This is a genomic window from Marinobacter sp. (assembly GCF_965229985.1).
Classification (GTDB): domain Bacteria; phylum Pseudomonadota; class Gammaproteobacteria; order Pseudomonadales; family Oleiphilaceae; genus Marinobacter.
Genome location: NZ_OZ245935.1, coordinates 1743407 through 1756021, shown reverse-complemented (window position 1 = coordinate 1756021; position 12615 = coordinate 1743407). Strand labels below are relative to the sequence as shown.

Genomic DNA, 12615 nt, shown 5'->3' with positions numbered 1-12615 from the left:
CTCAGAGGGGCCTAAAGCGCCGCATAGCGCTCGTGAAGGATGCCTACCCGTTCAACATAGGCCTTTGTTTCGGCGTAGGGCGGCACGCCCTGGTAGCGGCTCACGGCACCGGGCCCTGCATTGTAGGCGGCAGTAGCCAGCCGGATGTCGCCATTGAACCGGTCGAGCATCTTGGCCAGATAATGCACCCCGCCACGGATGTTCTCGGCCGCCGCCAACGCATTGCGCACACCCAGTTCTTCGGCCGTACCTGGCATTAGTTGCATCAGCCCTTGTGCACCCACCGGGGACAGGGCCTTTTCGTTGAATGCGGATTCGGCGTGGATTACAGCGCGAACAAGCGCGGGATCAACCCCGAATTCCTGTGCCGCTGTCTGGATCTCGGAATCGAATGGCTTTGTGAACAGTGGCGTCTTGCGCCAGTCGACGCTGGATTCCGGGTCGCAGGCATAACAATGGAAGCGGATAACGTCGAACTCGGCACCGGCAGGCTGCACGCTGCTATAGGCCACCACACCATTGTCATCGGTGTAGCGATAGACGGTATCGTTGCCCGTAGAGGCCCTGGGCTGACTGGCACTTTTAACGTTGGTGAACTCAACGGTGCCATCCGGATGCACAATACGCTTGATGCCGTCTGCCATGGCGGATGCGGACAGGGCAAGCACAAGCGCTGCGATGGATGGGATCAGAAATGATCTGCCGATGGTCATTACTCACTCGCGAAAGATGCCGTCAATGGCCGGCTTCAGGTATTCTCTAAAAACCGCCGTAGCTGGAATTATACGGGCTTGCGGGGCGGAATAAAGCGCGCGCTCTGTCGTAAAAATGTTACGTTCTGCATTTAATGCCGGCCAGTTCTCATTCTCCGTGGAGGTCACACAAGAGCATCATGGTTACCCAGACCGACGCAGGCAACCTCGTTCTCATCGGTATGCCCGGCAGTGGCAAGAGCACGGTGGGTGTCCTGCTGGCCAAGCGCCTGGGCCTCGGATTTGTCGATACCGATTTGCTCATCCAGGAAGAAGCCGGTAGCACTCTCCAGGCAATTGTAGACCACGACGGCTACGAAGCCCTCCGGCGAATCGAAGAGCAGGTGCTTCTCAAGCTGGATGTTCGGCACAAGGTGATCAGCACGGGAGGCAGCGCCGTCTACAGTGCCCGCGCCATGGAACACCTCAAGACCAACGGTACCGTGGTGTTTCTTGATATCCCGCTCGAGTTGGTTATTGAAAGAATCGGCGATCACAGCATGCGGGGCATTTCCCGGCGGCCGGACCAGTCCCTGGAAGCCTTGTTTGAAGAACGGTTTGAATTGTATTCCCGGTATGCGGATCTGACCGTGAAGGGGGCAGGTTTGAATCAGGATCAGGTCTGCGAAGCGGTCGTCAATAGCTTGTTTTCAGATCAGCGGTGAGCCCCAGTATTAGGTTTCGTTAAGGTGCATCGAGCCAGATCTCGCTGCTACAGTCCAGATATGTGTTTGGAGGATTGAACAATGAAGAACTGGACTTACGTGCTTGCGATCACTTTTTTTGGAATCTTTTCAGGTGCCGCTCTGGCCGAAACGCCACCGGCGGATTCCTCGACGGATTCTTCCGTGGAGTCGCTTAAACAGGAAACCCGGGAGTTGGGCGAGGCGCTTCAGGACTATGGTTCTGACCAGAAAGAGCAGGCTGAGGATTCGATCAACGAAACATTGTCCGCCCTGGACAAACGGATCCAGGAGCTTGAGCAACAACTTTCCGAAAACTGGGACGATATGAGCGACACCGCTCGGGAGCGGGCCCAGAAGAGCCTGGAGTCTTTGCGGGAACAGCGGGCTCGTGTTCAAAGCTGGTACCAGGAGCTTAAAGAAAGTTCCGCGTCAGCGTGGGAACGTGCCCGCAAGGGATTTTCGGAGGCCTATGAAGCGCTTTCGGAGCAATGGAACAACACCGAGAAGGAGCTCGATGAGGACTCCGAAAAACGCTCCGACAGCATCTGATCTGGCGTTAACCTGATCATTCCACTTCCGTCCGGTCAGGAAGTTTCCTCAGGAACTGGTTCGGGCAGCAGTCTCTTTCCGGACCAGTTCTCCATCAGACGGCAGGTAACCAGGTCGCCGGTGACGTTGATGGCGGTCCGGCACATATCCAGAATCCGATCCACACCCATGATCAGCGCAATGCCGCTGGGAGGGATGCCCACGGTCTGCAGCACCATGGCAAGGATCACGATGCCTACCCCGGGCGTGGCGGGAGAGCCGATTGAGGCACCCACAGCCATGGCGACCACGAGCGCCATGCTGCCCATACTGAGATCGATGCCGTAGACCTGTGCCAGAAAGATGGTAGCAACGGCCTGGTAGAGTGCCGTGCCGTTCATGTTGATGGTAGCACCCAGTGGAATCACGAACTGGGAAACCGACGGCCGGACTCCGAGCTTGTCTTCGGCGGTTCTTATGGAGAGCGGCATGACGGCCGCCGAGCTGGATGTGGAAAAGGCCAGCAACAACACATCCCGGGTGTCTTTCAGGAAGCGGACGGGGGATTGGCCAGCGAGCAGCTTCAGGATCAGCATGTAAACGCCCAGAAGCACCAGCAAGCCCGCAATGACGGTTGCGACGTAGGAGGCCATGCCCAGCATTGCCCGGAATCCCAGGGTGGTTGTGAGTTGGGCCATCAGGCCGAACACGGCAATCGGGGCAAGGCGCATTGCCCAGCGCACGACCGTCATGCAGATTTGCTGGAGGGAATCGAGCAGGTCCAGCATGGGCCTGGATTTTTCCGGGGCCATGCTCACCAGGGCAATGCCAACAATGATGGAGAAGATCACCACCTGGAGCATTTGGCCTTCAACCATGGCATCGAGCGGGTTGCCGGGCAGAAGTCCGATCAGGGTCTTGGGCAGCTCATCCACGCCCGGCATGGAGGCAACAGGCACACTGTTTTCCCCGGCCGCAACGGGAGTGCCGAGCCCTGCCATCATTCTGCCGGGGTTGATCAGGTCGCCGATCCAGAGACCTATCGATGCTGCCATGGCCGTCGTGATTACGAAAAAGCCGGTTACCCTCAGGCCGAGCTTTCGCAACTGTTCAAGGTCCTCGCTGGCGGCAAGCCCGCGAACTACCGAGGCAATCACCAGGGGGATCACAATCATCTGGATCGTGGCGAGGAACAATTGCCCGGGGAAAGCCAGCCAGTTGCCGATCAGCGTGCCGGTGTCCGGTTCCACCAGTCCCACTGAGGGGCCGAGGAGCGTGCCCGTGATCAAACCCAGGAACATGCCGATCAAAACCTTCAGCCATAGCTTTCCCTGAACCAGCCCCGAGAGGTAGCTGCTGAGGTGACGAAGTGGCCGCGGATAAAAATCGTTCGTCTGGTTTGGCATTACTCTGAACCATCCCTGTTTCTCTGGAGCGCCTTACAAGGATAGTCGATGCGTGCGAAAGTCTCGTGAGACAGATCAAGCCTGCATCAAGTCGATTTCTTCAGGAGTAAGGGGGCGGTATTGGCCGGGGGCCAGGGCATCGTCCAACCGGATATTCCCCATTCGCTCCCGATGTAGCGCAGTTACGCGGTTACCGGCGGCATGAAACATCCGCTTTACCTGGTGGTAACGGCCTTCGTAGATGGTCACCCTGGCCTCGCAGGGGCTCAACAGGTCGAGTTGAGCGGGTGAGGTGGTGAGTTGCTCATACTCGAACCAGATCCCTTCCGCGAATCGCTGAGGCGTCTCCGGAGAAATCGGATACGCGGTGCAGACCCGGTAGACTTTCGGGATCTTGATGCGCGGTTCGGTAAGTTGGCGAGACCAGCGGCCATCATTGGTGAGAATCAACAGCCCGGTGCTGGCCCGGTCGAGCCGTCCGGCAATATGTAAATCTTCGCGCAGTTCCGGCGCTATCAGTTCCATCACGGTTGTGTGCGTGTGATCGAGGGTCGCGCTCAGGAAGCCCGCCGGCTTGTGCAGCATGAGGTAATGGCCGGGTTCCGCCTTCTGGATGATGTCGCCGTCGACCTTCACACTGGAAAAGCGGTCCACTTCGGCTGCAGGATCCCCGCAGGCAACGTCATTCACGGCAACACGACCCGAAGCGATCAGGAACCTGGCCTGACGACGACTGATGCCATTCTGGTTGCTGAGAATTCTCGAAAGCTTCATGGTGTGAATCGGCTATGCTGAAGGTAACACCGACAATAATACGAGGAAATGCCATGCCATTCTCTGTTGATCATCTTGCCGAACTCAATCTGCTGGGCCAGTTTCCCTCTACTTCCACCCAGGAAGGTCTCAAGGTACATGCTCATTCGGCGGCCCCGGAGACAGTGAGGGCGGCCGAAAGCCTGCACGCCAAAGGACTGATCAGCCAGAAAGACGGCGGTTACCTCACACCACTGGGCGCAGAGGCAGTAGACCTGACTCAGAAGCTCCAGTCGATTCTCAGCAGCGCCTGAACCAGAGATGAGCCTGCCCGCACTTTGAGCCCAGGCGTCTTCGCAGGGTAGGGTGTGGGCATGAGGAACTGGAAGAAATCGCCCCTCCTGTGGATGGGCGGCAGCATAGCCGGTGTCGGACTGATAGTTGGTCTGCTCTATGCGTTCGGTGTTCATCAGCAGGTGGTTGACCTCTTGCGCTGGTTCGATACCCAGGGCGCGTGGGCGGCTTTCCTGTTTATTGGCATCATGGTGCTTGCCATGGTGCTGCTATTGCCGGGAGTGCTGCTGACCACCGGTGCAGGTTTTGTGTTCGGTGTGCTGGAAGGCACAGCGTATGTGGTGGTGGGCACCACCCTGGGCTCGGCCATCGCCTTCCTGATTGCCCGGCATTTTCTGGGCGAGCATGCCCGAGTCTATATTCACAGTCGCGCCCGGTTGTCTGTGGTGAGCAATGAAATGGCGCCCCATGGGTGGAAGATAGTGCTGCTCACCCGTCTTATTCCCTTCTTTCCGGGCAAGCTGTCCAATTTTCTGTTCGGTCTTACCAACTTCTCCTTCGGCGGGTTTGTTGCCGGCACTTTTCTGGGTGTGATTCCCTTTTCCTTGCACAACGTGTACCTGGGTTCGCTTGCCGCCGACCTTTCTACACTGGGGGTGCGGGAAACCGGCCGTACGCCCCTGGAGTGGGCCATTTACGGTGCCGGTTTCGTAGGCACGGTATTGGCAGTGGTGTTTCTCAATCGTCTCGCGCGCCGGGCCCTGGCCCGTTACAAAGTTGAAACCGAACCAAAGGAACAGGAGGCAAACGAATGAGCTGGATGAAGTGGCTGCCCTGGCGTTATGTGGTGAAGCGTGTGGCCCATCGTCATGGTTTCCTGGATCCGATCGCGCTGCTCGGTAAGCTGCACAGTTTTGCCCAGCCATCGGAAGTCGGTGAGCCCATCGAGCTGCTTCGAGCCGGCGTGGTGTTCCACGCTCGGGGGCTGATCAACAGCCGTGTTATCCAGCACAACCTGGACTGGGTCTGGCCCTACTGGGTAGAGCGCCAGTTTGACCCTATGGATCCGTCCTTCATTCCCCGCGCATTTTCGATCACCCATATCAATCTCAGTAACCGCAACTGGACGGCGATCGGCCAGCCGGATGTGGATGAATTGCCGGTTGTGGATCCCCGTGGATTGCTGACGCCGTTCCACGACGGCTGGTCACTGGATGCCTGGGTCCTGGCGGACGACGGCGGATGTCTTTTACCTTCACGTAGCAAGACGGCCCAGCAGCGCCAGGAATTCGAGGATGGCCCCTGTGTCGTGACCGAATCCGAATTGAACGGTCTGAGCCTGACCAGTCGTTCCAGGGTGGTGGTGGAAAAGGGCCGGCCGGTGTGTGAGATGGTCCTGAAGGCGCGGTCGGAGACATCCGGTTCACTGGTGCTTTCGCTGCGTCCGGCCAACCCCGAGGGGATCAGTTTTATCAATCGGGTTGGCCTGTCAGACCAACGTGATGCATGGAGCGTGGATGGCAGGCAGGCGGTGTTTTTCAGTCGACCCGCGGAAAGCCATCACGTGTCAGACTATCGCCGGGGCGATGTTCGCATTCACCTGCAGGATAAGGAAGACCAGAGCCGGGGCGAATGCGATGTCGGAATGGTGACAGCGGCGGCTCTGTTCGCGCTTCAGGCCGGCGAAGAGTCGGAACTGACGGTAAGGATTCCGCTGAAGGATGAGTCGGCGCCGACCATCCGCTCGGATGGCTGGGACAGCGCCATTGGGGAGTACGCCCGGCTGGAGTGTCCGGACGAGAACTGGCAGTTTCTCTACCAGGCGGCTCTTCACTCACTGGTGCTTCATTCTCCCGAAGATGTTTACCCCGGGCCCTACACCTACAAACGGTTCTGGTTTCGTGATGCCGCTTTCATCATCCATGCCCTGCTATGTACAGGTCTGACCGACCGGGCCGAGCGAGCGCTCTACCAGTTTCCGGCACGACAACTCAAAAGCGGCTATTTCCGCTCTCAGGAAGGGGAGTGGGACGCCAACGGTGAAGTGCTCTGGATCCTGAGACGTTTCCATGAGCTGACCGGCCGGCCGCTGCACCATGAATGGCAGGAGCCCGTGCGCAAGGGCGCCCGCTGGATCGAGAATAAACGTCTCAGCGACACGATTGATGAGCCCCATGCCGGTCTGCTGCCCGCCGGTTTCAGTGCCGAGCACCTGGGGCCCAATGATTATTACTACTGGGATGATTTTTGGGGCATCGCCGGCCTCAAGGCGGCCGAAGCAATGCTTGCCCCGGTTGACCGGGAAACCAGCGAGCATTTTGGTGCCGGTGCCCGTGAGTTCAGTCAGACCGTTGACCGCAGCCTGGCAACCTGCGAGCAGCGACTCAAGCGACCGGGAATGCCAGCCTCGCCCTATCGTCGCCTGGATGCCGGCGCCATCGGCTCTCTGGCGATGGGTTACCCCACGCAATTGTGTGAACCGGATGATCCCAGGTTGCTCGACTGCGTCGAGTTTCTGCTCGAAAAATGCTTCGTGAAAGGCGCCTTCTATCAGGACATGATTCATTCGGGCCTGAACGCATACCTGACCCTGCACGTGGCGCAGGTGCTACTGCGCGCGGGTGATCCGCGGTTCCTGGAGTTGGTGGATGCGGTGGCCGGGCTGGCCTCACCAACGGGACAGTGGCCGGAAGCGATCCATCCTGCGACCGGCGGCGGCTGCATGGGCGATGGCCATCATGTCTGGGCGTCCGCAGAGTGGGTGTTGATGGTGCGTAACTGCTTTGTCCGGGAGGAAGGTGATCGCCTCATTCTCGGGGCCGGTATTCCTCCGCGCTGGCTGGCCCAGGAAACGCCAATCCGGTTTGGTCCGGCACCAACCAGTTTCGGAACCATATCCATCACCATTACGCCAAGGCCCGGTGCCTCGCCCGATGTGTCCTGGGAAGGCCGCTGGCATGACTCGGAACCTGATATCGAGGTAAGGCTGCCGGACACGAAAGACTGACAAACTGTACTGGTCACGAAACCGGATTTCTGTATCTGTTTTGTTTGCCTGCTAACTTATAAAGTAGAAGGCTTATAAATACATCGAATCCGGTTGAGGTTCATGCGCTCACTGTTCTTCTCGTTTTTCGTGCCCGCACTGTTTGTCTGGTTGTGGAGTACCGGTTTTATCGGCGCCAAGTACGGCCTGCCGTTTGCAGAGCCGTTTACGCTTCTGCTGATCCGCATGTTGCTGACGCTGGTGGTACTCGGGGCGCTGGCGTGGGTTATGAAAACCCGTTGGCCGGGCTGGCGGGGAGCCGGGCATCTTGCGGTCACCGGGATGCTGGTGCATGGCTGCTACCTCGGCGGGGTCTATTACGCGATCCAGGATGGTATGGCGTCCGGGATTGTATCGTTGATCGTTGGTTTGCAACCGCTGGTGACAGCGGCGGCTGCCGTCGTGATTCTCAAGGAGTCCGTGAGTGTCCGGCAGTGGGTCGGCCTGACCCTGGGGCTGGTCGGTGTTGCCCTTGTGCTGTTGGAAAAATTTGGCGTCAACGGTTCAGACTCGTTGTATTCCCCCTGGAGTCTGCTTTGGGCCGTTTTTGCACTTGCCGGTATATCCATGGGGACCGTCTATCAGAAGCGGTATGGCACCAATGCGGATCTGGTGGCGGGCACCCTGATCCAGTTTGCGGCAGCGGCCGTCCTGTTTGCCATTGGAGCCTTTGCCCTCGAAACCCGGGAAGTTGAGTGGAGCCTGCAGCTGCAGGTTTCCATGGCCTGGCTTGTCATCGGTTTGTCCACCGGTGCCGTTCTTCTGTTGATGTGGCTGATCCGCCAGGGCGCAGCTTCCCAGGTCGCCAGCCTTTTCTATCTGGTGCCACCGGTTACCGCGCTTGAGGCCTATCTGCTGTTCGATGAGCGTCTGGGCGGGCTCGCCATGACGGGCGGCCTGATCGCCATCGTTGGCGTGGCATTGGTGGTCACCCAGAAAAAACCGGCTTAGCCAATGTTCCCAGGGGTGATTGACACATGACGGAAGTGACCAAAGGCGTCTGGTATGGACTGGGCGCCTACACCATCTGGGGCTGTTTTCCTCTGTTCTTTGCCCTGTTCGAGGGCGTGCCTGCCTTCGAGATTCTGATTCACCGGATCATCTGGTCCTGCGTTTTTCTGGCCGTGGTTATCAGTGGCCTGCGTCGCTGGCCGGCGGTTAAAGCCGCATTGGCGAATCCCACCCAGCTCTGGCGAGTGCTGGCCTGTGCCGTGCTCATTGCCGCCAACTGGGGCATCTACATTTATTCCGTGGAAACCCGCCATGTTCTCCAGGCCAGTCTGGGTTATTTTCTGACGCCGCTGGTGAATGTGGCGCTCGGTATGCTGGTGCTTCGTGAACGCATGGGGCCTTGGCAGATGGCGGCCGTTGTACTTGCCGGCGTCGGAATTCTGATCCAGTTGGTGATCCTCGGTGAGCTGCCCTGGATTTCCCTGGCTCTGGCGATCAGTTTTGGCACCTATGGCCTGGTTCGAAAGCAGGTGATGCTGGATGGATTATCCGGATTGTTTGTCGAAACCATGTTGCTGCTGCCGGTTGGCCTGCTGACCTTTGGCTGGCTTGCCAGGGAGGGCATGTCCCACTTCGGAGATAGCGCTTATATAGGCGCGCTGTTGATGGCCAGCGGTATTGTGACTGCCATCCCGTTGTTGCTGTTTGCCGGTGCTGCCCGACGTCTGCGGCTGGCGACCGTCGGTTTTCTGATGTACATAAACCCGACCCTGCAGTTCTTCATTGCCCTGCTGGTTTTCGGCGAGCCACTGAGTGACGTTCAGTTGATCAGTTTCGTGGTGATCTGGATCGCACTGGGCCTGTACAGCTGGTCGTCCTGGCATTACCGGCCGCGGGTGCCGGTTGGCCAGGACTGACATCGCCACCGTCAGGCCTGCATTTGTCAGGACAGGGTAGCGAGCAGACCGTTGATCGCCTGGGCGAAGGCCACGGGTGAATCCTCCTGGAGAAAATGGCCGCCTTTGAGGGTCACGTGGGGTTGGTCCTTGGCGCCCGGGATCCGCTTCTGCATATACGCATCGCCGCCCCGGGTTATCGGATCGCCGTTGCTGAAGGTGGTCAGGAAGGGCTTTTCCCAGCGCTCAAGCACCTTCCAGGCGTTGCGGTTGGCCTCGCTGGCGGGGTCGTTGGGGTGCATCGGTACCAGTCGGGGAAAGGCCCGGGCGCCGGCTTTGTATTTCTTGTCCGGAAAGGGCGCATCATAGGCGCGCATTTCATCGGGGCCCAGCTTGCGGAAGGATCCGGTGTTTATGATCCGTGCGATGGGGAACCACGGGCTGTGCAGGGCGAAGTTCTTCCATATTTTGAACGCTGGCGGCGCTTTCTGGTCGCCGGTGGGCAGCATGCCGTTGCCGACCACGATGGCCCGGAACCGGTCGGGATTCTCTGCGGCCAGCCGCAGCCCTAACAGAGACCCCCAATCCTGGCAGACCAGAGTGATGTTGTTCAGGTCCAGTTGATCCAAAAACGACTGCATCCAGTCCATGTGTTGCTGGTAGGAATAGTCGTTGATCGCCGTGGGTTTGTCGGATTTGCCGAAACCGATCAGATCCGGTGCGATAACCCGATGTCCGGCCGCCGCGCAGATCGGAATCATGTGACGGTAGAGGTAGGACCAGGAAGGTTCCCCGTGCATCATCAGAATCGGGCTTGCGTCTGAGGGACCTTCATCCAGGTAGTGCATTCGCAGACCGCCCACCTCCAGGTAGTGGGGCTCAAAGGGATAGTCCAGCAGTCTTTCAAAGCGTTTCTCCGGGGTTCTGACAAAATCCATCGCGCTTGCCTTGTTGTTCATTATTGTGAGGGAATGGTCGCAAGGATTGTGCTGGAGCAGGGGAGCAGAGACAAGCGCCATGGCTTATTGGCTGATTTGCAATTCCAGAGCGGGTGATGGTGAGCGAGGCCGGGACTTCTGGCTGGAGCACCTGGCATCCGCGGGTATCCGGGATCTTCACTGCCATGACTTTGAAGAGGCTGGCTGGACCGAGAATCTGGGTGACCGGGATACCGTTATCGTTGCAGGGGGTGATGGCTCAGTGAACCGTGCGGCTGCCGTCTGCCGGGCGACAGGTGCCACGCTGGCCATTCTGCCCTCTGGAACCGCCAACGACTTTGCGCGGAATCTCGGCCTTCCTGACCAGCCGCAAGCCCTGTGCGAGCTGATTGCCAGCGGCATCACGCAAACGGTCGACGTTGCAGACTATGGCGATGGCATCTTCCTGAATGTAGCCCATATCGGCATGGGGACCTTGCCTGCGAGGGAGTCCCGTGGTGCTGAGAAAAAAATCCTCGGGCGTTTCAGCTACGGTGTGGAATTGCTGCGTCGGTTGAACGCAAAAAGAGGTTTCCGGGCAACCATCCGATGCGACCGGGGTGTGGTCAAGGGACGGTGGCTTTCCATTGCAGTGGCCAGTGGCGCTTTTTTCGGGGGCGGCAACGAGATTCCCGAGGCGTCGGCCAGCGATGGTCAGCTGGATATCATCGCCATCCGGCCACGACCAATTCTTCAGCTTCTGTTCACGTTTCTGATGGTCCGCCTGAACAGGCAGGCTCCGCAACGCACCAGCACCCTGGTCCATATCAAAAGCCAGCGCTGTCTGGTGCATACCGGCAAACCGAAAACGGTGACGGCCGATGGTGATGTGGTCTCCCGGACCCCTCTCAACGTAGTGTGTAAGCAGAGCAGCCTGCGTGTGATCGGGTCGAAGGTCGTCAGCACCGCCGCCAACACTGAAGACCGATTAGGTATGCCCGGCACTGCATGAAGGGTTGTTAAAAGGTGGCGGGCTTTCAGATACGTTTTGTCACTGACTTTTCCCGCAGGAAACGCAATCATGGGCTGTGCTGGCATAATCAACCACAATGGCTGACATTAAATGCCAGAGTGTCGCTTTTGCAACCATATTTCTGATTTCTGGCCTCCCGTTGCGGCCGCCTGACTCCCGTTCCAGCTGAATCGTCGAAAAGGACTAGAGAATGCCCACAGAAACTGCATCGCTCTCCTCGAAGGTAATCAAAGGCATAAAAACCGGCATCATCGCCCTAACGCTGTCTGCCATCGGTCAACCGCTTCTTGCAGCCGAGCGTCTGTACATCTTTACCGAAAACTACCCTCCCTATAACGCCTCTGAAACCGGAAAAGGTTTTGCCCATAACGAAGAGGACATTACCGGCATTTGCACGGATATGGTGAAAGCCATGCTTTCCCGGGTCGACTACGACTATGTCATGAAGATGCGGGACTGGAGCTACGCCTATAACTGGGTTCAGGACAGGGAAAATCATGGACTTTTCTGCACCGCACGAACCGACGAGCGGGAAGACCAGTTTCAATGGGTGGGGCCCCTGGCATCCATCAAGTGGACACTCTTTGCCGCACCGGATTCCGACATCACACTGGATTCCCTGGAAGATGCCAAAGACCTGAGAATCGCAGGCTACAAGGGCGATGTGATGTCCGAGTACCTGGTCGATCAGGGTTTCAACGTAATCATGGGTATTTCCGGGGACGTGAATACCCGTCGTCTCACCCTGGGCCAGGCGGATCTCTGGGTAACCGATGGTCTGGTTGGTCCCCTGGTGGCGGAAGAGGAGCACGGGATTACCGGGCTGAAGCCCGTGCTGGTGTTCCGGGAAACGCCCATGTATCTGGCATTCAGCAACAATACCGATCCGGCGGTGATCGAAGACCTTCAGCGGGCTCTGGATAAGGCCCGTGATGCCGGAGAGATCGCCCGCATTGCATCCAGCTACGAGTAAGGCTTCCGCTGTCAGAGCTCGGATAAGTGGTATTCGCTATGCTTGATAGCCGTGGGTGAGCAAAAAATGATCTACACTCCCGGATAGAGCGTTGCAAATGGCAGGTATGACTATCGCCTGCCCGCTCATCGACCGAACGGGAGGATGGACTATGGAAGATCCGAAGACGGTTATTAAGTATGAGCCGCGCAAGAGTCTGATCATTCTCTTCTTGTCAGCTCTGTACAGCATCATCATCGGAACTGTGGTGCTGATCGGGCTGGGCAGCGGAGACACCCAGATGGCCGAGGGAGCAGGTTGGGTTATGATCGTGTGTGGTGTGGCCAGTCTTGTCTATTACTTTCTGGCCCGCAAACAGACTCCCCCGCTCAAATAGCCCT

At 58.2% G+C, this 12615-nt stretch carries 14 protein-coding genes; 10 read left to right on the top strand and 4 right to left on the bottom strand.

Annotated features, from left to right (window positions below):
* Positions 1-11 precede the first annotated feature (11 nt).
* Positions 12-713, bottom strand: a complete 702-nt coding sequence (locus ACO06L_RS08000; RefSeq protein WP_202347771.1) for a lytic transglycosylase domain-containing protein — start codon at positions 711-713, stop codon at positions 12-14.
* Between the two features lie 179 nt (positions 714-892).
* Here ACO06L_RS08000 and ACO06L_RS07995 point away from each other — a divergent pair, with 179 nt between their 5' ends.
* Together ACO06L_RS07995 and ACO06L_RS07990 are read left to right on the top strand one after the other, a co-directional pair.
* Entirely contained in the window at positions 893-1417 is a 525-nt protein-coding gene (locus ACO06L_RS07995) for a shikimate kinase (protein ID WP_202347770.1), read from the top strand.
* A gap of 81 nt (positions 1418-1498) precedes the next feature.
* Entirely contained in the window at positions 1499-1987 is a 489-nt protein-coding gene (locus ACO06L_RS07990) for a hypothetical protein (RefSeq protein WP_202347769.1), read from the top strand.
* Between the two features lie 35 nt (positions 1988-2022).
* Here ACO06L_RS07990 and ACO06L_RS07985 read toward each other — a convergent pair whose 3' ends face one another.
* Positions 2023-3372, bottom strand: coding sequence for a dicarboxylate/amino acid:cation symporter (locus tag ACO06L_RS07985; protein WP_421845524.1), 1350 nt, complete (start codon positions 3370-3372; stop codon positions 2023-2025).
* Positions 3373-3447: 75 nt separating this feature from the next.
* A complete protein-coding gene (locus ACO06L_RS07980; protein ID WP_305965975.1) occupies positions 3448-4146 on the bottom strand; it encodes a pseudouridine synthase in 699 nt (232 codons plus the stop codon).
* A gap of 53 nt (positions 4147-4199) precedes the next feature.
* On the opposite strand from ACO06L_RS07980, the gene ACO06L_RS07975 reads away from it, so the two are divergent.
* From ACO06L_RS07975 to rarD, 5 genes are all read left to right on the top strand, one after another.
* Complete coding sequence (locus tag ACO06L_RS07975; protein WP_069182895.1) at positions 4200-4439, top strand: TIGR02647 family protein; 240 nt, start codon at positions 4200-4202, stop codon at positions 4437-4439.
* Between the two features lie 60 nt (positions 4440-4499).
* Complete coding sequence (locus ACO06L_RS07970; protein ID WP_305965976.1) at positions 4500-5234, top strand: TVP38/TMEM64 family protein; 735 nt, start codon at positions 4500-4502, stop codon at positions 5232-5234.
* Complete coding sequence (locus ACO06L_RS07965; RefSeq protein ID WP_305965977.1) at positions 5231-7426, top strand: hypothetical protein; 2196 nt, start codon at positions 5231-5233, stop codon at positions 7424-7426. The genes ACO06L_RS07970 and ACO06L_RS07965 overlap by 4 nt, the downstream gene beginning before the upstream one ends.
* Before the next feature lie 102 nt (positions 7427-7528).
* Entirely contained in the window at positions 7529-8416 is an 888-nt protein-coding gene (locus ACO06L_RS07960; protein WP_305965978.1) for a DMT family transporter, read from the top strand.
* 26 nt (positions 8417-8442) lie between these two features.
* Positions 8443-9333 (top strand): EamA family transporter RarD, encoded by an 891-nt coding sequence (gene rarD, locus ACO06L_RS07955; protein WP_222465088.1) that lies wholly within the window; start codon positions 8443-8445, stop codon positions 9331-9333.
* A gap of 26 nt (positions 9334-9359) precedes the next feature.
* On the opposite strand, the gene ACO06L_RS07950 is transcribed toward rarD, so the two are convergent.
* Positions 9360-10250, bottom strand: a complete 891-nt coding sequence (locus tag ACO06L_RS07950; RefSeq protein WP_305965979.1) for a haloalkane dehalogenase — start codon at positions 10248-10250, stop codon at positions 9360-9362.
* A 79-nt stretch (positions 10251-10329) separates the two neighbouring features.
* Here ACO06L_RS07950 and ACO06L_RS07945 point away from each other — a divergent pair, with 79 nt between their 5' ends.
* The 3 genes from ACO06L_RS07945 (at position 10330) to ACO06L_RS07935 (ending at position 12611) form a co-directional block, all read left to right on the top strand.
* Complete coding sequence (locus ACO06L_RS07945; protein ID WP_222465086.1) at positions 10330-11241, top strand: diacylglycerol/lipid kinase family protein; 912 nt, start codon at positions 10330-10332, stop codon at positions 11239-11241.
* Positions 11242-11452: 211 nt separating this feature from the next.
* Entirely contained in the window at positions 11453-12235 is a 783-nt protein-coding gene (locus ACO06L_RS07940) for a substrate-binding periplasmic protein (RefSeq protein ID WP_222465085.1), read from the top strand.
* Positions 12236-12386: 151 nt separating this feature from the next.
* Positions 12387-12611: a hypothetical protein gene (locus tag ACO06L_RS07935; protein ID WP_305965980.1), complete on the top strand. Its 225-nt coding sequence runs from the start codon at positions 12387-12389 to the stop codon at positions 12609-12611.
* Positions 12612-12615 lie beyond the last annotated feature (4 nt).

Bases quoted from the DNA above. Each gene is read 5' to 3' on its own strand.
- ACO06L_RS08000 (WP_202347771.1), bottom strand. From the start codon at position 713: ATGACCATCGGCAGATCATTTCTGATCCCATCCATCGCAGCGCTTGTG.
- ACO06L_RS07995 (WP_202347770.1), top strand. From the start codon at position 893: ATGGTTACCCAGACCGACGCAGGCAACCTCGTTCTCATCGGTATGCCC.
- ACO06L_RS07990 (WP_202347769.1), top strand. From the start codon at position 1,499: ATGAAGAACTGGACTTACGTGCTTGCGATCACTTTTTTTGGAATCTTT.
- ACO06L_RS07985 (WP_421845524.1), bottom strand. From the start codon at position 3,372: ATGCCAAACCAGACGAACGATTTTTATCCGCGGCCACTTCGTCACCTC.
- ACO06L_RS07980 (WP_305965975.1), bottom strand. From the start codon at position 4,146: ATGAAGCTTTCGAGAATTCTCAGCAACCAGAATGGCATCAGTCGTCGT.
- ACO06L_RS07975 (WP_069182895.1), top strand. From the start codon at position 4,200: ATGCCATTCTCTGTTGATCATCTTGCCGAACTCAATCTGCTGGGCCAG.
- ACO06L_RS07970 (WP_305965976.1), top strand. From the start codon at position 4,500: ATGAGGAACTGGAAGAAATCGCCCCTCCTGTGGATGGGCGGCAGCATA.
- ACO06L_RS07965 (WP_305965977.1), top strand. From the start codon at position 5,231: ATGAGCTGGATGAAGTGGCTGCCCTGGCGTTATGTGGTGAAGCGTGTG.
- ACO06L_RS07960 (WP_305965978.1), top strand. From the start codon at position 7,529: ATGCGCTCACTGTTCTTCTCGTTTTTCGTGCCCGCACTGTTTGTCTGG.
- rarD (WP_222465088.1), top strand. From the start codon at position 8,443: ATGACGGAAGTGACCAAAGGCGTCTGGTATGGACTGGGCGCCTACACC.
- ACO06L_RS07950 (WP_305965979.1), bottom strand. From the start codon at position 10,250: ATGGATTTTGTCAGAACCCCGGAGAAACGCTTTGAAAGACTGCTGGAC.
- ACO06L_RS07945 (WP_222465086.1), top strand. From the start codon at position 10,330: ATGGCTTATTGGCTGATTTGCAATTCCAGAGCGGGTGATGGTGAGCGA.
- ACO06L_RS07940 (WP_222465085.1), top strand. From the start codon at position 11,453: ATGCCCACAGAAACTGCATCGCTCTCCTCGAAGGTAATCAAAGGCATA.
- ACO06L_RS07935 (WP_305965980.1), top strand. From the start codon at position 12,387: ATGGAAGATCCGAAGACGGTTATTAAGTATGAGCCGCGCAAGAGTCTG.